Source organism: Alteromonas infernus, assembly GCF_902705815.1.
The window spans coordinates 26,209-46,733 of the sequence record NZ_CACSIG010000063.1 but is presented as its reverse complement, the minus strand read 5'-3'; the positions used below and the strand labels follow the sequence as shown (position 1 = coordinate 46,733).

The window sequence follows — 20,525 nt, the reverse complement described above, 5'->3', positions numbered from 1 at the left end:
ACTCGGACCTTTCCATTTTAGGCATCTAAGCGTCATCTGAGGTGAGGTGAAGCGTATTAGCGCGCTCTATCCACTCTAGGCTCTTGGTTTGCTCGTCTAACGTACCCTTTGCATCTTCTAAGAAGACCTGACAGAAATAGTCTACCGCGGGCAGCTTTTCGCGGTAGCGCTTTAGCTGAACTTCCATTTCTCTCATCGCGTTAGAAAACTCAGAATTTGATTTTGACAGTTCATAATCGCACTTTAAATATGCGCATAAGACATCGGCAGCTTTTGCTAGCGTTACGTGATCGTCATCTTTATTTTGCTCAATTAGCGGAATATATCTAGCCTGTAATTCCTCGGGCAAAGTCTTAATGAGCATTAGCTCAAAGCGACGCTCTAGCTTTTTTATTGCAGCCGTGGTTTCCGGGTCGTGGTATTTAACCGGGCTAGGTATATCACTCATCCCTGCAATTTCACTTCCCTCGTGAAAGATAGCCATTGCCGCAACCCTATCAGGGTTGATGTCTTCGTTAAATACATCGCACGCTATCGCACCAAGCATGTGGGCCACAAAGGAGGCTTCGTATATGTGGGTTGATAACATCTCTTCCTGGAATTGTGCCATAAGCGGCCACCGTTTCACATTGCGAGCGCGCTGCATAAGACCGATAAACGCAGAATGTGTTTCTGCCATAAACTTTTTTCCTTCACTTTCATCTTAGACGTTTCTAACCTATCACCTTAGCAAACACACTGCTAATACCATAGGTGATCACGAGCCTGTAAAAAATGCATTTTTTCGTGTAATCGTGACTTCCATAATTGGAAATAAACTAAACCAAATATTGGTCAAATTAAAATTTAGTCATATATATCATAAACATACAAACTCGGCACGAAGCTAGCATTATTCATAGTGAAAGTAACGGAAGCAATACGAGGATTTAGTTATGTTAGGTTGGGCAATCACATTTTTTATCATCGCCATTATTGCAGCAGTTTTTGGTTTTGGAGGCATCGCTGGTGCAGCAACAGGTATAGCACAGTTTTTATTCTTTGTGTTTATCGCGCTGCTAGTAATCTCACTTATCGCTAACGCGCTTCGTGGCAGAGCACCAAAAGCCTAAAAGTAATAATTATTTTAGTAGGAAAAAGGAGTAAGGAGTAAGGATATGTTTTCATTTAAAAATCTATCAAAAGTACTAGTAGCATCAGCATTTGCTTTATCACTAGCCGCATGTGGCGATGGTGAAGCAGAAGACGCAGGCGAAGAGCTAGACGAGATGGTTACCGACGCAGGTAACGCCGTTGAAGACGCGTGTGAAGATGTGAAAGAAGGCGTAGAAGCTGAAGATAAAGACTGTTAATCAGCACTTTATCGCCAAAGGGCCAGACATATGTCTGGCCCTTTTAGTTTGTGTTAAGGCTAACGGTTACGCCACCTCTTCACCGCCTAACTCCCTGGCTAAATCATCAAGAGTGGACAGTGTGGAATCGAACACGCCTACCACGTAGCGATATTTAACGCTTACGTGATGATCTGACCGCCCAAATTTCACTTTTAGCCCTTCAGCATCAATATGTTTAACCGTGTTTAAAAATCGATAAGCGGACATTTCTGTCTCGAAATGATATTCAACCGCGTTTTCCATTTAAGCCACCACCTCTGGGTACGCATCAATAACCGCAACAACCCGTTGCGCCAAGTGTTTGTCCTTTTCACACAGCACATCAAAGGATAGCCAATCGGCCAAAATATCGGGCGCTGTAGCGGCTTGCCCTTGTTCTAATTTCGCCGTCATCATTTGTAACTGTACGCTGGAACGTATTGATGCATCAGCGGCCGGACTTGGCATATCTGTAGCAACTTCTAACGCCACCGTTAGCCACTGCCTATCGTGCTGACAGCTGGCATGACCATCAGATTGCCTAAGAAGGCTTGACCACCGTCTGCCCACTGTTTCAAGTAAGGTCTCTTCATCGCCTTCCCGAACGGTGCCGCCCTCCCCTACGTTAAGAAGAAGTAATGAACTAAGCGCTTGTGCTTTTTGTACCCGAGCTTGAGATTGAGCGCTTTTCGCGAGCGAAACACGTTTTGCCTCTAAGGCTTCTAACTTTCTTTCCACTTTACTGCGTTGTGGTTTAGGTAAATCACGAAGTTGTTCGTTGATTTCGCTTACTATCTCATCGAAAGCCGCGCTGTCACTCTTAATATCGATATTATCGACTTTACTAAGCAGCTCATCGACTTGCGCATTAAACGCGTTACTTTGTACTTTTCTCTCAGCCTTAAGTCGCTCGAAAACCGCGTCATTTGCCGCTTTAAACTCTGCCCAAAGCTTACTTTCTTCTCGCCTGCCTGCATGCCCGATTTGCTTCCACTGAGCCTGTAAACCCTGTGATTTGTCGGCAGCGCTATGCACATCATCTTCCGTAGCAAGTTGCTGAGCCTGTGCAACCAAGGCGCGCTTTTGCGCTTGATTGCCACTTTGCCACTGCTGTATTTTGCTTTGAATTGGCGACGATACCGCTTTCCACTCTTGTTTAAGTGGTTCGTATATTTCGCGCTCAACTTGACCGGCGCTATGCCATTGTTTCGCAGCTTTATCGAACACTTTTACCAACTCTGATTCAGGCGTATTGATGTCTATCGCCTTAACAGTTGCAATGATCGACATACGCTTTTCACAAGCCTGAGCGCGTTGCTCATCAAGCTTGGCATAATGTTCTCGGCAAGGCTCAAACGCTTTTTCAAGGGCTTCGTCAAACTGCTGCTGTAATGCAGCGTCTTCACCATCGTCACTTCCATTACTGGTAGATGAGGGGGTTAACGACAGCCACTGCTTGCGCAAGTATTTAATTGCTTCGCTTCGTGCTTTTATATTGTCGGCCTGTGTTGAGGCTAGCGCTTTGGCTTCTTTAACCAACGCGGGCTTTCTTGGCGCCGCAAGGTAATCTTGCCAGCCTTCCAAATGCGACACCTCCTCAGCTGTTTTTACAAAACGTTTTTCGACCTGCTTTTTCGCATTACTAGGCAGCGCATGATAGCTTTCGTCAAGCTTAGCAAACTTAGCAATAGCGACGCGGAACTTACCCTGCCCGATAAGGTTATCGATAACGCTAATTTGCTTTCTAACGTGCTTCACTTGCTCACTTTCTTTCGATTTCTTCGCACGCTCGTTAGCGTTCACCCGTTTAGTCGCAGCGTTAAAGCGCTTCATCAACGCTTTTGGAATAGTCGCTAATTCACGGCTTAACACTTGATAATCGTTTCGCGCTTCAATGAAAGCACCGTTAAGGCTGGCCACGTTATTACTTTCTGCTGCTAGACCTTCACTAGCGCTATCTTCGATCACATCGTTTTGAGAAGCATCAACAATTTTAGCGGCAATATCTTCTAACGTTTGCAGCTTAATAAGCAGCTTTTGCCCGTATTGCTGCTGCATTGAAAACCGCTCTAGTTGGTCATTCAACCCGTCCACTTCGCGCTTAATTTCTGCAATACGTTTCTCGTTTGAGTTTTCGCTTTCCATTCGAGAAAGCTGTTCTAACGTCGCTTCTACGCCGCGTACACTTTCGTTGACCGTGGCGACATCGGCAAGCGTAGCCTCACAAAGACGATTATTATATAGCCAAGATACTTGCTCGTTAGCGTATGTTAGCTGTTGCTCGCACAAAGCCTTCGTATTGGCAAGCTGCGCGGCCTGCTGCTTCTCTTCCCACGCCGGACGAATACGTTGTAAATAACGCTCGACCTGTTCAGATATACGGGTGCGTTTTTCGTCATACTCTGCGCGCTCGTCCTGAGTGAGTAAATCAAGTTGCGCAAATAATCCCGTTAACTCGCTGTCGAATTCCCGCTGTTTTTCATCGATGAATTGCACGTCAGACTTATCGAGCAGCGCTTGGTATTTAGACAACACTAACGTAAGCTGTTTTTTAAGCTCCACGGGGCGGCGCTGAGCGTCTTTTATCGCCGCTACTCGCGTATCAATCTGCGCAAGTAACTCGCTATCTGAGACCTTTTTGGCCAGCTTCTGCAACTCGGATATTTTATCTTGAGCATTGATGAGCTGGGTTTGTAAACCCGCACTCGCCCCTTCCAGAAATACGTATTGCGTAAACGAGGGCTTGTCGACTTTTTCGATTAACGCTTTCGCAAGACTATCGTCTGATAAAAGCGCGGGGTCTTTTGCTAGCATTTGCGGTAGCATCTGCACCACTAAGTCAGCACTGGCCGTTTCGGTTAAAAACGAAAACTTTTCCTGAGATGAAAGTGAGAGGTCGCCTTCCCCTACAAGCGCTTCGTTTACCTTTTTTCAGCGGTTTTCTTTACTCGTGTTTGCTTTGCAATTTGCGACATTTTAAGCCAAAGAACAAAGCTATTAAGCTTTTCAAGAGCAGCCAAACTGACATTACTGTCTTCGTCATTGAAGGCTAATTCGTGAAGAATTGTTTTTTCTTGTGCCTTAACTGGAGAGAGACTTTCAATTGCCTGAATGCGTTTCTCTGGTTTTGGGCTTTGGTGTGAAGGCGTAAATATACGACTAAATATCATCCTGTTTAAACCGCGCTATAGTATTTTTATCATCATGCTCGTTACTTAACGAGCGTTTAAAGTCGGCTTTGCTTTTATGAACAATTTCACCGCTTTCCCCTACAGTCATGTGCTCTGAGGACTTTTCAATTTTCGCTTGATAAAGCATTACGGCCTGCATACTGCTAGCCTTTTGCTCTTCATTAAGTGGCGTACCGTCGGGCCACTTTCCGGTTTCAACTGCTTGACGTAAACGCTCATATATTTCTGGCGTCATGCTGCCTACAAGTGCTTCTATATTCATTTAGGAAAAACGCTTTATATATACAATTCGCGCGCGGTTTACTAAGTACCATACAAAGCCAACCACTGCGCCCAAAATAGCCAGGTTATGTTGCAAGTCGCCAGGGCGCGTTCCGCCCCAGTACATGAATCCAAAACTTGCTACGAAGATCAGCATAGCAAGGAGTGACTGGTTCTGGATACTCTGCAACTTTTTAAATCTTTGTAAGCTTTGCTTTCGCTCGATGTCTTCGGAAGTCGCATCGCCTATCTTAAAACCGCAGTGAGGGCACGTCTGGGCTTTATCAGACGGTTTTTTTATTGCACGAAGGACAGTCAACTAATGCCATATGTTGCTCCTATTGATTGGGTGCGAAATGGAAATACTCGCGCTATCTGTGCTGAGCATTTATACGCGGACGAGTATCATACTTAAGTTCAGCACAACAATGAAGTCGATTATGTTGATTAAGCTGACAACCGCAAAACAAAAAATGCGCGGGGTGTTAACTTTTGAACAAAGTACACTTCCGCGCATTTCAATGGGTTGACCTACCGTTTTTGCCTTTGCTCTGTTTCTGACAAAAGCGAGCGATAAGCCTATTTACACTTACTTTTTATGGCGAGCCCAGTAGTCGTTCACGGTCTCTTTCATTTCTTTGCAAAGCAGCATAATACCGAATAAGTTCGGCAGGGTCATAACGACAATTGCCACTGCAGAAAGTGCCCATACTAAGGTTGTATCAGAAAACGCCGCCCATACAAAACCGGCTACGTAAATAACGCGATAAGGCATCACTGAGCGCGGCCCTAAAAGGTATGTCATGGCACGGTCGCCGTAGTAAGACCACGCGATAGCGGTAGAGAAAGCAAACAGCATTAGACCAATAGAAACAATGTATTGACCCGCGTCACCGAAGAAGCCCCGGGTAAACGCAATGGTTGTCAATGCCGCAGAGTGAACCAGCGACTTACCACTTACTTCTAAATTCTCTTTTACTGGCTTACCGTCTACAACTTTTAGCGTACCTGTAAACAGATCTTCACTTCCCACCGCGTACTTAACATCTTCAGCAATTGAGCGCGCGTTAAGTAGTGTGAAACCGTCACTGACTGCGGTGCCGTTAACAACCGTAATAGAGCCGGTGTAAGGCTCAACCACATTGCCTTCAACCTCATTGAGGTAGCCATAAAGTTTATCGACATCCGCTTGGTTCGTGTCGTCATACTGGCCGGCAACGAAATACATGTCAGAACGGTCAAACACGTTCTCATGTTTTTCTTTCCAAACACCCGACGACAGGATAACTAAACCTGTCACTGTACAAATAAGAATGGTATCGATGAAAGGTTCAAGCAATGACACCATCCCCTCTGACGCTGGCTCTTTTGTTTTTGCTGCAGCGTGTGCAATAGGTGCAGAACCTTGGCCGGCTTCGTTTGAGAATAGACCTCGGTTTACACCTCGGTTAAATGCATAAGCAAGCGAGGCCCCTAAAAACCCTCCCGCAGCCGCAGAGCCAGTGAAAGCATCACCGATAACCGCAGCAAACGACGGCCCGATGTTTTCAAGGTTTGCGAAGATAACCGCGAGTGCACCAATAAGGTAAATCACCGCCATTACCGGCACTACACGAGCAGTAAACGCCGCAATTCGCTGAATACCGCCAAGAATAACCAAGGCCAGAAGAATACCAAGTACACTGCCTACCGCCCAAGGTTCAAAGCCAAAAGTCGCTTCGATACTTTGTGCAATGCCGTTACTTTGCGGAAGGTTACCTGTACCGAATGAGCTCACTACCGTAGCAATCGCGAAAGCAACAGCTAGCCACTTCATGTTTAGGCGTCGGTCCATATAGTACATGGGCCCACCCGCCATGGTGCCATCTTCCGTTTTAACGCGGTACTTGTGCGAAAGGGTCACTTCAACAAATTTCGTTGTCATACCTAAAAAGGCGGTAACCCACATCCAAAATAACGCTGCTGGGCCACCTAAGAAGATAGCAAAGGCCACACCTGAAATATTACCCGTCCCTACGGTGCCAGACAGCGCCGTGGTTAAGGCACGAAAATGCGTGGTATCGCCTGGATCACTTTCTTTATCAAACTTACCGGTAACTACTTGCCAGGCGTGTTTGAAGAAACGAATTTGCGGAAACTTGAGATAAACTGTGAAGAAAAGACCTACACCTAACAGCACATAAGGGAACCAGAACGCCCCCCCTAAGAAACCATCGAGCATAGTTAGAAAACCATATAACCCTTCCAAGGTAATTCCCCTTTTTTATTATGTTTAATTATTTTTTGTCTTATTTTAATAATTAAAAGGCCTCTTTTTGTCGAGGCCTTTTTACGGAAGCTTTCACTTCCTGATTCCTATTTTACTGTTTAGCTGCTTTCAGTTTTTTCACAACAGCATTAACACCAATAAGTAAATCTTCGCCTAACTGACGACTGCGCTGTACTGACCAGCCATAAATATCGTCAGGCACATCTGCGTTATCTTTAAACGGCATTTCAACCGTGTAGGCCATGCACTTAAACTTCTCACCCACCGCGTTCGATGCAACGGTAAGGTTAGCTTTGCCTGGCTCGTCTTTATCGTAACCAAATTCATCCTGGAACTCAGGCGTTGCGTTTAACAGTGCATCTTTAAACGTGTTTTCAAGCATTTTTATGTTGTCGGTGTAGCTAGGGTTACCTTCAGTTCCTGCCACAAAGTTGTACGGCAATGCCTCATCACCGTGCAAATCAAGATACATATCTACACCAATTTCACTCATTGCATTGAGAACGTAAAGCACTTCAGGGCTTTTTTCCACCGATGGTGTCGCCCATTCACGGTTAAGATTGGTACCTACAGCGTTAGTACGTAAATGGCCTCGGGCACTCCCATCTGGGTTCATATTTGGTACTACGTAAAACACGGCATTATCAAGCAACTGTCGCGCCAAGCCATCTTGCTCGTCGAGCAAGCGATATATAATACCTTCAGCACACCACTCGGCCATGGTTTCACCTGGGTGTTGACGGGCCGTTATCCACACTTTTTTCTTTTCTGGCGTTTCTTCACCGATAACAAGTAAAGACATATCGCGGCCGTCTAGGGTAAGGCCTAAAAACTTATGCTCACACAATAAAGACATTTGCGCATCGTGAACAAGGTCTAAATGGCGTTCGTAGCTATAGGGAATGAAATAAGCAAAATACACGCTGGGTTGTTCAAGCGTTAACGAAAATGACAAATTATCACCGTCGAATTCACTTGGAATTCTAAACCACGTTTGGCGGTCGTAAGACGCTAAAACCTTATATCCCTTCCAACCTTCGGGATACGCTGATTTTGCTAGGTTACCAATGGTCATTGTGTGCGTGACAAACGTTTCGCCCACTAGACGAAAATGGAACCACTGCGCAAATTCAGATTGATTGTCGTTGGGAATGGTTAGACGGATATCATCTGGTGATTGTGCGCTAACTACTTCAATGTTACCGCTGTCGAATTGACTGGAAATATGCATAGACTGTCGTTTTCCTCATTATTTGAGCGCTAATTTAGCATAGACGTAAACAAAAATTCCACGCACTCGACGGGTTTTGTACTGACCAAAGTATACAAAATGTTTACACCATTAAAAAACCGACCACTTGGGTCGGTTTTTTATACAATTTAACGCTTAACCGTTATCGCTTTCACTTATTAATGGCTTGCCTTCATAAAGGCAGCGTTGGGAAGCTCAATCCTGCCATATCGCGCACCACGCGCAATACTTGACAGCTGTAACCAAACTCATTGTCGTACCACACATACAGTGTCAGCCGGCTATCAGCGGCAATAGTCGCTTGCGAGTCAACGACTGAGGCGGCACGTGAGCCCACTAAATCAGTCGATACGATTTCTTTACTCGCTGTGTAATCTATTTGATGCTGCAATTTAGAAAACAGTGCCGTATCACGTAAGAACTCATTTACGGCAATACGATCTACCGACGTCTTAAGGTTCAGGTTTAAAATGGCTAACGATACGTTAGGGGTTGGTACGCGAATAGCGTTGCCCGTTAGCTTGCCATCAAGCTTTGGATACGCTTTCGCCACGGCTTTAGCCGCACCTGTTTCGGTAATTACCATGTTCAGCGGCGCGCTTCGCCCGCGACGGTCGCCTTTGTGATAATTATCGATAAGGTTTTGGTCGTTAGTGTAAGAATGAACCGTTTCAACGTGACCATTTTCAATACCATATTCTTCATCTAGCGCTTTAAGTACCGGCGTAATCGCGTTAGTGGTACAGCTAGCCGCAGAAACGATAGTATCTTCTGGCGTTACTTCTTCATCGTTAACACCGTGAACGATGTTTTTGATGTCGCCTTTACCCGGTGCAGTAAGGATGGCTTTAGCCGCGCCTTTCGCTTTAAGGTGGAGCCCTAGGCCGTCGCGGTCACGCCAGATACCTGTATTATCGACGACAATGGCGTTGTCGATACCGTACTGGGTGTAATCAACCTCATCAGGGCTGTTAGCGTAAATCACTTGTATGTAAGAGCCGTTAGCTTTAAGCGCGTTGCGCTCGTGGTCAATCGTAATACTGCCGTTAAATGGCCCGTGAACTGAATCGCGGCGAAGCAAGCTTGCGCGTTTTTCTAAATCACCTTCACGGCCTCCACGCACTACAATAGCGCGTAAACGAAGCTTGTTGTTTTTTCCCTGACGTTCAATCAGTAAGCGAGCGAGTAAGCGACCTATACGGCCAAAACCATAAAGTACAACGTCTTGCGGTTTCTGGTCGTCCGCTTTGCCTGCAACGTCGTTTAGTTTTTCATTGAGGTAGGCCGTAAGGTCGCTGTTGTCAACCGCAGAACCGTAATGGAAATCGAAAGCAAGTTTGCCGATATCAATTTGAGCAGGCGCCAATTGCATAGCGCTCAACGCTTCCAAAATTGGATAGCTTTCACGTAGGCGTAATTTGATCCCTTCGTGCAAACGCACTTTGCGGTGCGCTTTGATAATATCAATCGCGCTGGCATTGAGTAGCGAGCGTCCATAAACTGAAATTTCAACTGCCTTATTGCGATATAGCTTGCCAATAAGGGGCAACATCATTTCTGCGTATTCCTGACGCTCTTGCCAGCTGCCTTGTAACTCCTGCTCAAACTGTTGATTCATGCTTCTGCCTTCATCGATATTAAATTAACGGTGTTGTCGTTGTTTATAGCTTTGTCCACCATTGATAGTGGGCTACGGCCTATAACAAATCCTAATTACGCGTCAGTTTTTTATTATTTTTAGGGTACACTAGGTGAGTTTTCGTCTGACGGTGACGAGCAGTATCTTAAATAAACAAGCAAGGAAGACCAAATTGTTGATAAGTTTCAAAACCACCATGAAAACTCACACTACGAAGAATTTATTTAGTAAGTTTCCAACAAAAAAGCGCTTATCAGCGATGGGTTTAATATCGGCCGTTGCCCTTAGTGGCTGTGGCGATCTTTTCGAGCCAACGATCAGTGAGATATGTGAATCGCACAGTGAATTATGCCTAGACCTAAGTTTAGATGCCCGCTGCCGGGCCGAACGCGCTGAAATAATACGCATACGGTATTACAATCAAGACCTTGAAAATGATGCGTATAAGTACCCGCTTCTATTAAACTTCGAAGAATACCTAACTTGTGTGGAAGAAGTGCAGCACATTGAACATGTAAAGCGCAAAGGAAAAGAAGCGACCCGGCTTAAAGGCGTGATCACGGCTCAAAGAGAGATTAAGCGACTAAGCAGAGAAACCAAAAACTCCTTAGACCCCTACCTGTCGTACTACCACTGGACTCGCTTCAATGACAAGGCGGCATTTCATCGCTTTGAACGCTACGCGGCAAGTAATCGGGTTACTGATCCTGCACTACTGGTATCCCTAGCGTCTGTCCAAATAAAGACTGACCTACCGCGCACTGTTGAAACGCTGTATCGGGCATTGAGTTTGTATACAGATAGCGACGATATCGATGTCAGCATTTTTTATTCACTGGCCTCAATTGGAATGGACTTAGATAACTATCGACTTGCGTATGTTTGGTACGGCGTTGCCGAAAGTTTCGATGAAAGGCTTGATGAAACACAGCGATTGCAGCTAGGGGAGAAATACCACCTTCCCACAGAAATCCTAAATAATATCGTTGATGAGATAACCAACCATTTAGAAAGCGCGACCTTTAATGCAGAAACGCTAAAATTACAAAAGCTCTAGTATTTTGAAATTAACTTTCATGATTTTAATGCTAAATAATTAAAAAAACCGCCGTTTATGGGCGGTTTTTTTACAAATTCAAAACAGGCGACACCAACAAGGTTATAATTTGACCAGATGTTTACCTTTAGTTGTTTCTCGCGAAGGCGCCCAAAAGCTTATTCACCCTTTAACCTCAACGTTATCTTCCCCTTTAAACGTCATAGATAGAGAGTTTACGCAATAGCGTTGCCCTGTAGGTGCTGGGCCATCAGGGAAAACATGGCCGAGGTGCGAGCCACATTGCTTACAGAAAATCTCAACACGACGCATACCGTGAGACAGATCTTCTCTATAATCTACATTTCCATCATCAAGCTGTTTATAGAAAGAAGGCCATCCACAGCCTGCATCAAACTTCGTATCTGAGGGAAACAACGGGGCTTCACAGCACTTGCATACATACAGCCCATCTCGCTGTTCATCAAGCAATACACCGGTAAACGGACGTTCAGTTCCCGCTTCGCGGCATACATAGTACTCCTGTTCGCTTAATTCAACTTTCCAATCTTTTTCAGCAATGGATTCGTCTTGTTTTTTATCTGTCGACATAACTTACCTCTTATCATTAAAAAAGGTGTATTTGAGACCAAATACACCTTTTTCCAACTTTCGCATATTGGCTAGGCTTTAGTGACCCTAGCGCTGATTGCAATAATCGTCAGCCGTTATCTTTTGATAGCGGTTTGAGGCCGCGCAGGATCACTCCACTCAATGTGATATTTTTTGCCTGCTGGCTTATCGACACGTTGATAGGTGTGAGCACCAAAATAATCGCGTTGACCTTGCAATAAATTTGCAGGTAATACCGCAGTGCGGTACGAATCGTAATAGCTCAATGCAGACATCATCGCTGGGCATGGCACTCCTGCCAGCGTGGCTTGCGCGATAGACTCGCGCCAGTCTGATTGGTATTGCGTAATTTGCTCGGCAAAGAAGGGGTCCATTAGCAAGTTTGCAAGGTCTTCATTGTTTTCATAGGCCTTGGAAATTGATTGCAAGAACACCGCACGGATAATACAGCCAGCACGCCAAATTTTAGCAATTTCGCCAAACTCTAACGTCCAACCATGTTCTTTGCCCGCCATCGCCATTAGCTGGAAGCCTTGCGCGTAAGCACATATTTTAGAACAATAAAGCGCTTGTTCTAGCTTGTCGATGATAGCGGTTTTTTGCTCGTCGCTAAACGTGGGGGTATCTGGGCCCGCGAGTACTTTACTAGCAGCAACGCGCTCGTCTTTCAAACTTGAAATACTGCGAGCGAACACTGCTGATGTAATGGTTTGTGCAGGGCTACCTACTTGTAAAGCGCTCACTGCTGTCCATAGCCCTGTGCCTTTCTGCCCTGCTCTGTCTAAGATAACATCAACAAGGGGCACATGAGTTTCAGGGTCCATCTGCTCTAGTACTTCTGCACTAATTTCCATCAGATAGCTATTTAGCTTACCTTCATTCCATTTGCGAAATACGTCGGCAATGTCGGCAGGTTTCATATTCAGGGCTTCACGCATCACGTGATACGTTTCACAGATCAACTGCATATCGGCGTATTCAATACCGTTATGCACCATTTTCACATAGTGCCCAGCACCAACTGGTCCGATATACGTTGCACACGGCTCACCTTCTACCACAGGTTGGCCAGGTATATGACTTTCTAAAGGCTTACCTGTTTCAGGATCAACTTTTGCAGCAATGGCGGTAAGCACAGGTTCAATACGCGTCCAAGCATACGGGTTACCCGACGGCATTAAAGAGGGTCCGAATCGCGCGCCGACTTCGCCACCTGAAACCGCAGTAGAGAAGAAAATGAATTTGCCTTTGTATTGCTCTTCACGCGCGACCGAGTCGGTCCATAAGCTATTACCCGTGTCTACAACGATATCATCAGCGTGAATACCGGCATCGATAAGATGATTACACACGTGGTCAACGGGGGCGCCTGCTGGCACAGAGATAATGATAAGATGCGGGGCTTTTAACTTGCTCAAAAGCTCGGTGTAAGAACTGCAGCCTTCCACACGAGGCTCAGTATTTTCAGCTCTTTCGCTTGCGTCTTTAGCCAGAATAGACTCAACTTTATTTTGATCTAAATCGAAACACGCGACACGATAGCCATGGTCTACTAGGTTCATGGTCAGGTTACTTCCCATTACCCCCAAACCGATAAAACCAATATCACACGACTTGTCGTCGTGAGAATTACCACCTTTATTTTGCATAGGAACACCCTCACATTTCAGATGGCTGCGCATGATACCACCTGAAAGAATAAAGAACAGTCAAACCTAATAATTTAGTGCGCACTGGTGTAAATGCCACCAACGGTAAAGGTAATCAGGTTGAGCAGGCGAATTAAGCTTTATTTACACCACCTATTTCGCGCTTTTGAATCACGCCTGTACAAAAATAATACAAAGGTAAAGAGTGGGCTACAAAAATTTCATAGCGCCCTTTAAACCTCTCGTTTAGCGCCCGATTGACCTGCGTTATTATAAAACATACATTCAGTGACGCTGACTACGTTTGTAAAACAGTCTCTCAACCGGAAAAATGCGCAAAGCTAAATAACGTGAGCGATTTGCTTGCTTGTAAAAACACCTTTTGTATACAAATTGAAGGTTGTTCTTCAAGAGAGTTATAGCGCGTATCAAGATGCATCGTCCACCCCCCTTTAGGAAGCACGGAAGGCAAGTGAAACCGCACGTCGTTTTCACTGGCATTTACGCATAAAAACCAGTGTTCTGGTTTTTGGTCGCCCACGATACAACCTTTAATTTCAACGCCAAACGCTTTGTTGTGATGCACATTCCAGTCTTCAGATGCTTTATCAGAACCATCCGGCTTATACCAATTGATTTCCTTCACGTTTCGAGACAGTGTGAATGCATCATCATGAAGCTTTAACTCACTTAACAAGGTAGACGACTGACGCAACCGAATAGCGTATTGGCAGAAGCGCAGAAAGTCTTGTTTACGCTTATTCATCTCCCAGTTTAACCAGCTAATAGGGTTATCTTGGCAGTACGCATTATTATTGCCGTTTTGAGTGCGACTTAGCTCATCTCCCCCAAGAATGTGAGGTGTACCCTGAGAAAATATTAGCGTAGCAAAAAGGTTTCGCTTTTGACGTTCGCGCATGTCGATAATCGATTCGTCGTTGGTTTCGCCTTCAACGCCATAGTTTGCCGAGAGGTTATGGCCGTGGCCATCTCTGTTGTCTTCTAAGTTATCGAGATTATGACGTTCGGCATAAGTCACCATATCGTGTAGCGTAAAACCATCGTGGTAGGTTACGTTATTTACCGAGGTACTAATATGTCGATGGCCTTTGTGGAATATATCTCTGGAGCCCATCAGCCGGGTAGCAAAGTCTGCCGTTACACCGTCATCGCCGCGCCAAAAGGCGCGAACCGTATCGCGGTACTTATCGTTCACTTCTAGCCACGGAGAAGGAAAATTACCCACTTGATAACCACCTGGGCCAATGTCCCACGGCTCAGCAAGTAAAACCTTATCTCGCAACACTGGATCGCTACTTATTGCGCGTAGCAGTCCTGACTTTTTATTGTACTCCTGCGGCTCTCGGCCCAAGCATACGGCTAAATCAAACCTAAAGCCATCAACCCCAATGACCGTAACCCAATGACGCATCGCATCGAGAATAAGGCCCATCATGAAAGGTTGCGCGGTGTTCACCGTATTGCCACAGCCTGAATGGTTGGAATACACCAGTTCTCCGGTTTTAGTCTGCTCAAGTAAATACGCTTGATACGGGCAAAACCCTTTATACGATAAAATAGGGCCGCCATTGCCTGCCTCTGCCGTGTGGTTAAATACCACATCGACGATGACTTCAAGCCCCGCGCTGTGATAAGCATCAACCATCTCCTTTAACTCGGCCAAGGCATCTGACACACCGTAGCGAGGTTCAGGCGCGAAAAAGTTTACCGGATTATAACCCCAGTAATTCGTTAATCCCTTATCGGTGACGAAGGGTTCTGGCATAAATGAACACAGCGGCATAAATTGTACTGTTGTGATACCCAGCGCTTTAAGGTGTTTAATAACGCTTGAATGCGCCGCCCCGATAAACTTCCCCCTGTGCTCTTTAGGAACATCGGGGTGAAGCTTGGTAAGCCCTTTAACGTGAGCCTCATACACAACCCGTTTGTGTTTAGGGATGACTGGTGCACTGGCGTGACTGATAGCGTAATCACTGTCGTCGATGACAATACACTTGGGGATCATAAATTGAGAGTCATGCTTGTATCGTCGCGCGTCCCACTTTATTGCACGGCTTATTTTTTTCGCATAGGGATCTATCAGCAATTTGTCTGTAGGTACTGAGTGCAAACCAGCTTCATTGCGCTCAACCCGGTAACCATAGTACTGCCCGGCGCTTACGCCAGTAAACAGACCATGCCACACATCGCCTGTTTTTTCGGGTAACGGGAACTCTTCTAGCGCTTCTTCTGTATCACTATTAAAGAAGCACAACACCACCGCTTTTGCATCGGGGGCATAAACAGCAAAATTACAGCCTTCTTGTGTAATTGTGGCGCCAAGAGGGAACGCTTTTCCCATTCCACTCTGTTTAATTGGCGCAGCGTTTTGTATCTCTTTCACAGCGTTCTCGACTTATTATTTAGCTAAGCTCATTCACTCAAATCAGCAACGTAAAACACCGTAGCAAGTGGCGGTAAGGTTATCTCTACTGAATGTGTACGATCATTCCACGGAATAAGTTGTGCGGTTGTGTTGGCAACGACTTCGTAGTTGCTACCCCAATAAGCCCCATCGTCGGTGTTCAGCGCCAGCGTCAACGTGCAGGCTTCATCCACACCAATTCTAAAGTTCTTGCGCGGGACAGGCGTAAAGTTAGACACCACGTAGACTTTTTGCTTTGCATCTTTTGAAGTGCGAACAAACGACACAACGCTTTGATCCGCATTGCTGTGATCAAGCCACGCAAAACCCGCCGGGTCATGGTCTTGTTCATAAAGGGCTGGGGTTGAGGTGTACAAATGGTTTAACGCCTTATACAGCGCTTGAATACCTGCGTGCTTTTCGAAGTCAAGCAAGTGCCAGTCTAAGCTGCTATCGTGATTCCATTCCCGTGCTTGCGCCAGTTCGTTACCCATGAAGTTAAGCTTCTTGCCTGGATGGCCATACATGAAACCTGCGTAACAGCGCAAATTAGCGGCTTGTTGCCACTCATCGCCCGGCATCTTGTGTAACATGCTGCCTTTACCATGTACGACTTCATCATGGGAAATGGGTAAAACAAAATTTTCATCAAAGGCATAAACCATGCTAAACGTAATATCACCGTGGTGGTAATTCCGATATGCAGGGTCTTTTGCAATGTAGTGCAGCGAGTCGTGCATCCAGCCCATGTTCCATTTAAAGCCAAAGCCTAAGCCACCGTCGAAAACAGGGCGAGATACTTTGGGAAATGACGTGGACTCTTCCGCTATAGTCATAGCGTCTGGGAAGTGCTTGTATACTTCCTCGTTCATCCATTTAAGCAGGCTTATCGCTTCGTAATTTTCATTACCGCCGTCAACGTTCGGGATCCACTCGCCTTCGTTGCGGGAGTAATCTAAATAAAGCATAGACGCTACCGCATCAACCCGAAGTCCGTCCACGTGAAACTTGTCAAGCCAGTAAAGAGCATTGGCAACTAAAAATTGACGAACGGTATCTTTGCCAAAGTCATAGATACATGAGTTCCAATCTGGGTGCCAGCCTTTACGAGGGTCTTCATATTCATACACACACGAACCGTCAAACCTTGCCAGACCGTGGCCATCTTCAGGAAAATGAGCAGGTACCCAATCGATGATAACGCCCACGCCGGCTTGGTGACATTTATCGACAAAGTATTTGAAGTCATCTGGATTGCCAAACCGACTGGTAGGCGCGAACATACCAACCGGTTGGTATCCCCACGATCCGTCGAAAGGAAACTCTGATATTGGTAGCAGTTCCACATGGGTGTAGCCCATATCGCTAACGTAACCAATCAAATCATCGGCAAGTTCTTTATAGGTAAGATACCGCGCCTCTGTAGCAGCGTCAGGTCGTTTCCATGAGCCTAAGTGAACCTCATAAATGCTCATAGGGCTGGCGTATTTATCCCCTTTGCGATTTTCCATCCAATCACTATCGCTCCACTGATAGGAACGGTGATTATAAATTTTCGACGCATGAGAAGGATACTGCTCAGCACAGAATCCTAAGGGGTCAGCTTTATGCGGTAAATCATGACCATTGGCGTCTTTGATATGGTATTTATAGCGTTCGCCTTCAGTGAGCTCGGGTACGAAGAGCACCCAATACCCCATCGACGTTTTCTCCATCGGGTGAGTACGTCCGTCCCACTGGTTGAAATCGCCAATGAGTGATACCGCGCTTGCATTTGGCGCAAATACACAAAACCTTACGCCACTTACCGTATTGCCCTGTGGTGTAGAGATATCAATTAACTGCGCACCCGCTTGTTCGTACAAATTTGCTGGCGTGCTATCAATATAATGTACGGCATGGTAAGCCTGTTCAGTGAATTGATAAGGGTCGATATAACCATTATCCCCTCTCCCCTTGTTAGCGACTACGCGGTAAATTTCACCGTTGTACTCAGCGGGAAGTGACGCTTCGAATAAGCCATTCGCATTGTCCGATTTAATAACTCGATCAGCTAGCGCAGAATTCTCCCATTTTATCGTTACTTCGCTGGCGTCAGGACACCAAACACGAAGCATCGCACCTTGTTGGCTGGCAATGACGCCAAGATGAGAAAATGGTTGGGAACATGTTACCTGTTCGAACTGCTGCGCTAATTGCATTCGCTACTCCTAGTAAAAACCCGCATGGCAGCGGGTTGAATTGAGAGCTTAAGCACGTCTTTTTGTGTTTAAGCTCTATCAAAAGCACCCTTGTGATACTTTATCTTACTCGATTAAGTTAACTAGGCAACTGCCTATTAACATTTTTTTAATAGTGAAAGCTTAACCTTGGCTGGCTTGCTTTCTTGCATGAGTAAGTTTAGATGCTAATTCGTTTATATCATGTCTTTCGAACATCGACTCGATATTCTCTGTCAGCTTTCTACGCCAGTTAGGATATTCGTCAAAAGTACCAGGGATATTAACTGGCTTGTCCATTTCCAGCCAGTCTTCTAATTGAAGACTGAGCAGAGCACTAGAGCCCCCTGCCATGTGTACCTGCATCCCGTTGTTTAATTCACGGTTCATACCCGTAAAATTAACATCGTGACTGATACTATCGTTAATTGAACCATGCCCATGCAAGGTATCTAGAATAGCCTGCTTATTTTTGTGACGATCTGTATACAAGGTTTGCAGGATTTCTTCTGTTGGATACAGCCCAATCTCTTTGCCTAATTCTAAATCTAAACAATGCCAGTACCCGATAAGCGTGGGCATATCGTGAGTGGTTAACGTCGACATCGACTGAACCGGATAGTGACTAGGCGAGAAGAAACCGCCGTCTTCGGCTTGCTCAAAGAAGAAAACGCGATACGAATACACGCCATTTTCAGCAAGCTTACTGCGAATCTCTTCAGGTACTGTGCCTAGGTCCTCGCCAATTACAAGGCTTTGGTTACGATGACTTTCTAGCGCAAGAATGCCTAACAAATCATCTACCGGATAGTAAACATAACCGCCTTCTTTTGCATCGTCACCCTTAACGACCCACCATAATCGCAGAAGCGCCATTACGTGGTCGATTCGTAGCGAACCTGATGACGCCATGTTAGAAGCAAATAAGTCGATAATGGGCTGATAGCCTTGTTCATATAATTTGCGCGGGTCCATTGGTGGAAGACCCCAGTTTTGACCAAGGGGGCCTAAAATATCTGGTGGCGCGCCTACACTGGCATCAGTACAGTAAAGGTCTTTATTGCCCCAAATCTCCGCGCTTCCCTCGCTAACACCTACCGCTAGGTCGCGATACAAGCCAATGGTCATGCCAGCATCACTGGCTTTGTTGCTCGCCTGCTCTAGCTGTTGCGCAGCAATCCATTGTAAGAACAAGTAAAATTTCACTTCGTGTTCGTTGGCGCGCTTAAATTTAGCGACGGCTGGATTGTGATAATCTTTAAACTCTTCTGGGAATACAGGCCACCCCCAACTTTCTTTCCCCTCACCCTTAAGGTGAGATTGCAGCGCATCATACACCGCAAGCATATCTAAACTTTCACCGCCTGCTTCAACAAACGCTTTGAATGCTTTGTTTTGCTTTGTGTTCTTACGAAGGTATTTGGCTTCATACACTTCAAATACAGCCTTAAGCGCAGCCAATTTCACATGGGCGACTGCCTCGTAGTCTACATGTTCTACGTTGCGTGCATGTTCAAGCGTGGCTTTAAATTCATCGCTATTAACTACGGTTTGTACTGATGCATCGTCATAGCCGTCAATGGCAGTCACATCGATATACAAATAATTAAGCCAGCGACGTGAGCTTGGCCCATAAGGCGAGCACGCGTTGGGATTTGCGGGGTAAAGCGCATGAATAGGATTGAGTCCGATAAAGTCTGCACCAACGCCAGCGGCTTTTTCAATAAGCAGTGCTAAATCAGAAAAATCACCAATCCCCCAGTTCTTTTCACTGCGAACGCAGTAAAGTTGAACGCTTAAGCCCCATATTTTTTTGCCTTCTTTAATTTCGTTTGGCGTGTAGCACGCTTCTGGTGCAACAATAATGCGAGAGCGGGCAAATTCATCGTCATCGGCACTTAGTGCGACATCGTGATATCCCAACGGCAAATCTAAAGGTAGCGTTACAACGTATTCATGAAATTCAACATCATCAATGTGCGCCATGGTTGTCATTTCTTGGTCAACCGGCGTGAAGTCATGAGTAAGTACGTTACCCGCTTCACAGGTAACAGTTAGGGTGTGTACATCGTTTACCAACTCAATAGGTAAGCGCACGGCTAGATTGATCTCTTGAGTGTTGCGCACCACCTGAACAGGATTTAGTGGCGACAACCACACCGACTTTATATCTTGTGTAATTTGTGACTGAATTTTTTCGTCACTGCTGGTGTCATAGCCAAGTGTATTGAGCAATTTCGCTTTGCTTGATTCTGCGATGGTTGCTGGTTTTCCCCATGCGTCTACGTATTGGGTTTCTATTCCCCGCATTTCAACCAGTTGTTGCAGAAGTTGTTGTGTCATGGTGTGTCATTCCTGTTATTCGGTGAAAGACGCAAAGGCTGAAGCAGCAAGATACGTCCACATACAAATTTTTAACATTATTCTAGAAACAAGGGCTTCGCGATATCTGAATACGATTGCAATAGCATTAATTCGTAATTTTGCAACACTTTAGCAATTTATTTTGCTAATTATGGCATTTTGATCCATACTTTACGTAATTTATTTTCATTTTATTTAAACAATCGGGGTA

At 45.5% G+C, this 20,525-nt stretch carries 16 protein-coding genes and 1 pseudogene; 3 read left to right on the top strand and 14 right to left on the bottom strand.

All coding sequences use genetic code 11. The annotated features are described in order from the left end of the window. Positions 1 to 25: 25 nt before the first annotated feature. On the bottom strand, positions 26 to 679 hold the full coding sequence (gene yfbR / locus ACX5J7_RS15465; RefSeq protein ID WP_012518773.1) for a 5'-deoxynucleotidase: 654 nt from the start codon (positions 677 to 679) through the stop codon (positions 26 to 28). A gap of 256 nt (positions 680 to 935) precedes the next feature. On the opposite strand from yfbR, the gene ACX5J7_RS15460 reads away from it, so the two are divergent. After that, entirely contained in the window at positions 936 to 1,112 is a 177-nt protein-coding gene (locus ACX5J7_RS15460; RefSeq protein WP_012518774.1) for a DUF1328 domain-containing protein, read from the top strand. 45 nt (positions 1,113 to 1,157) lie between these two features. After that, positions 1,158 to 1,352, top strand: coding sequence for a hypothetical protein (locus ACX5J7_RS15455; RefSeq protein ID WP_012518775.1), 195 nt, complete (start codon positions 1,158 to 1,160; stop codon positions 1,350 to 1,352). 66 nt (positions 1,353 to 1,418) lie between these two features. Here the strand turns inward: ACX5J7_RS15455 and ACX5J7_RS15450 are convergent, their stop codons facing one another. From ACX5J7_RS15450 to ACX5J7_RS15415, 8 genes and pseudogenes are all read right to left on the bottom strand, one after another. Beyond that, a complete protein-coding gene (locus ACX5J7_RS15450; protein ID WP_012518776.1) occupies positions 1,419 to 1,637 on the bottom strand; it encodes a hypothetical protein in 219 nt (72 codons plus the stop codon). Further along, positions 1,638 to 4,199 (bottom strand): DUF349 domain-containing protein, encoded by a 2,562-nt coding sequence (locus tag ACX5J7_RS15445; protein WP_498707451.1) that lies wholly within the window; start codon positions 4,197 to 4,199, stop codon positions 1,638 to 1,640. 95 nt (positions 4,200 to 4,294) lie between these two features. Continuing rightward, positions 4,295 to 4,543, bottom strand: a complete 249-nt coding sequence (locus ACX5J7_RS15440) for a hypothetical protein (protein ID WP_498707450.1) — start codon at positions 4,541 to 4,543, stop codon at positions 4,295 to 4,297. After that, the gene (locus ACX5J7_RS15435; protein ID WP_012518778.1) at positions 4,533 to 4,826 is read right to left on the bottom strand and encodes a YeaC family protein; all 294 of its coding nucleotides are present in this window, start codon (positions 4,824 to 4,826) and stop codon (positions 4,533 to 4,535) included. The genes ACX5J7_RS15440 and ACX5J7_RS15435 overlap by 11 nt, the downstream gene beginning before the upstream one ends. Then, a pseudogene (locus ACX5J7_RS15430) lies at positions 4,827 to 5,154 on the bottom strand (zinc-ribbon domain-containing protein). It lies immediately after the preceding gene. Positions 5,155 to 5,414: 260 nt separating this feature from the next. Then, the gene (locus ACX5J7_RS15425) at positions 5,415 to 7,073 is read right to left on the bottom strand and encodes an alanine/glycine:cation symporter family protein (protein ID WP_012518781.1); all 1,659 of its coding nucleotides are present in this window, start codon (positions 7,071 to 7,073) and stop codon (positions 5,415 to 5,417) included. 112 nt (positions 7,074 to 7,185) lie between these two features. Further along, positions 7,186 to 8,325 (bottom strand): M14 family metallopeptidase, encoded by a 1,140-nt coding sequence (locus tag ACX5J7_RS15420; protein WP_024016467.1) that lies wholly within the window; start codon positions 8,323 to 8,325, stop codon positions 7,186 to 7,188. 193 nt (positions 8,326 to 8,518) lie between these two features. Next, positions 8,519 to 9,964 (bottom strand): glyceraldehyde-3-phosphate dehydrogenase, encoded by a 1,446-nt coding sequence (locus ACX5J7_RS15415; protein ID WP_012518783.1) that lies wholly within the window; start codon positions 9,962 to 9,964, stop codon positions 8,519 to 8,521. A 193-nt stretch (positions 9,965 to 10,157) separates the two neighbouring features. On the opposite strand from ACX5J7_RS15415, the gene ACX5J7_RS15410 reads away from it, so the two are divergent. Then, positions 10,158 to 11,042 carry a DUF2989 domain-containing protein gene (locus ACX5J7_RS15410; RefSeq protein WP_498707448.1) on the top strand — a complete coding sequence of 295 codons (885 nt, stop codon included), beginning with the start codon at positions 10,158 to 10,160 and terminating at the stop codon, positions 11,040 to 11,042. 162 nt (positions 11,043 to 11,204) lie between these two features. Here ACX5J7_RS15410 and msrB read toward each other — a convergent pair whose 3' ends face one another. From msrB to malQ, 5 genes are all read right to left on the bottom strand, one after another. Continuing rightward, positions 11,205 to 11,633 carry a peptide-methionine (R)-S-oxide reductase MsrB gene (msrB, locus tag ACX5J7_RS15405; RefSeq protein ID WP_498707447.1) on the bottom strand — a complete coding sequence of 143 codons (429 nt, stop codon included), beginning with the start codon at positions 11,631 to 11,633 and terminating at the stop codon, positions 11,205 to 11,207. Positions 11,634 to 11,749: 116 nt separating this feature from the next. After that, a complete protein-coding gene (gnd, locus tag ACX5J7_RS15400) occupies positions 11,750 to 13,303 on the bottom strand; it encodes an NADP-dependent phosphogluconate dehydrogenase (protein ID WP_012518786.1) in 1,554 nt (517 codons plus the stop codon). A 319-nt stretch (positions 13,304 to 13,622) separates the two neighbouring features. After that, a complete protein-coding gene (glgX, locus tag ACX5J7_RS15395) occupies positions 13,623 to 15,668 on the bottom strand; it encodes a glycogen debranching protein GlgX (protein ID WP_414631241.1) in 2,046 nt (681 codons plus the stop codon). Between the two features lie 71 nt (positions 15,669 to 15,739). Next, the gene (gene glgB / locus ACX5J7_RS15390) at positions 15,740 to 17,932 is read right to left on the bottom strand and encodes a 1,4-alpha-glucan branching protein GlgB (protein ID WP_498707445.1); all 2,193 of its coding nucleotides are present in this window, start codon (positions 17,930 to 17,932) and stop codon (positions 15,740 to 15,742) included. A gap of 162 nt (positions 17,933 to 18,094) precedes the next feature. After that, positions 18,095 to 20,293 (bottom strand): 4-alpha-glucanotransferase, encoded by a 2,199-nt coding sequence (gene malQ / locus ACX5J7_RS15385; RefSeq protein WP_498707443.1) that lies wholly within the window; start codon positions 20,291 to 20,293, stop codon positions 18,095 to 18,097. Positions 20,294 to 20,525: the final 232 nt, after the last annotated feature.

Coding starts and splice junctions, on each gene's coding strand:
- yfbR (WP_012518773.1), bottom strand. CDS start 679: ATGGCAGAAACACATTCTGCGTTTATCGGTCTTATGCAGCGCGCTCGC.
- ACX5J7_RS15460 (WP_012518774.1), top strand. CDS start 936: ATGTTAGGTTGGGCAATCACATTTTTTATCATCGCCATTATTGCAGCA.
- ACX5J7_RS15455 (WP_012518775.1), top strand. CDS start 1,158: ATGTTTTCATTTAAAAATCTATCAAAAGTACTAGTAGCATCAGCATTT.
- ACX5J7_RS15450 (WP_012518776.1), bottom strand. CDS start 1,637: ATGGAAAACGCGGTTGAATATCATTTCGAGACAGAAATGTCCGCTTAT.
- ACX5J7_RS15445 (WP_498707451.1), bottom strand. CDS start 4,199: ATGCTACCGCAAATGCTAGCAAAAGACCCCGCGCTTTTATCAGACGAT.
- ACX5J7_RS15440 (WP_498707450.1), bottom strand. CDS start 4,543: ATGATATTTAGTCGTATATTTACGCCTTCACACCAAAGCCCAAAACCA.
- ACX5J7_RS15435 (WP_012518778.1), bottom strand. CDS start 4,826: ATGAATATAGAAGCACTTGTAGGCAGCATGACGCCAGAAATATATGAG.
- ACX5J7_RS15420 (WP_024016467.1), bottom strand. CDS start 8,325: ATGCATATTTCCAGTCAATTCGACAGCGGTAACATTGAAGTAGTTAGC.
- ACX5J7_RS15415 (WP_012518783.1), bottom strand. CDS start 9,964: ATGAATCAACAGTTTGAGCAGGAGTTACAAGGCAGCTGGCAAGAGCGT.
- msrB (WP_498707447.1), bottom strand. CDS start 11,633: ATGTCGACAGATAAAAAACAAGACGAATCCATTGCTGAAAAAGATTGG.
- gnd (WP_012518786.1), bottom strand. CDS start 13,303: ATGCAAAATAAAGGTGGTAATTCTCACGACGACAAGTCGTGTGATATT.
- glgX (WP_414631241.1), bottom strand. CDS start 15,668: ATGGGAAAAGCGTTCCCTCTTGGCGCCACAATTACACAAGAAGGCTGT.
- glgB (WP_498707445.1), bottom strand. CDS start 17,932: ATGCAATTAGCGCAGCAGTTCGAACAGGTAACATGTTCCCAACCATTT.
- malQ (WP_498707443.1), bottom strand. CDS start 20,293: ATGACACAACAACTTCTGCAACAACTGGTTGAAATGCGGGGAATAGAA.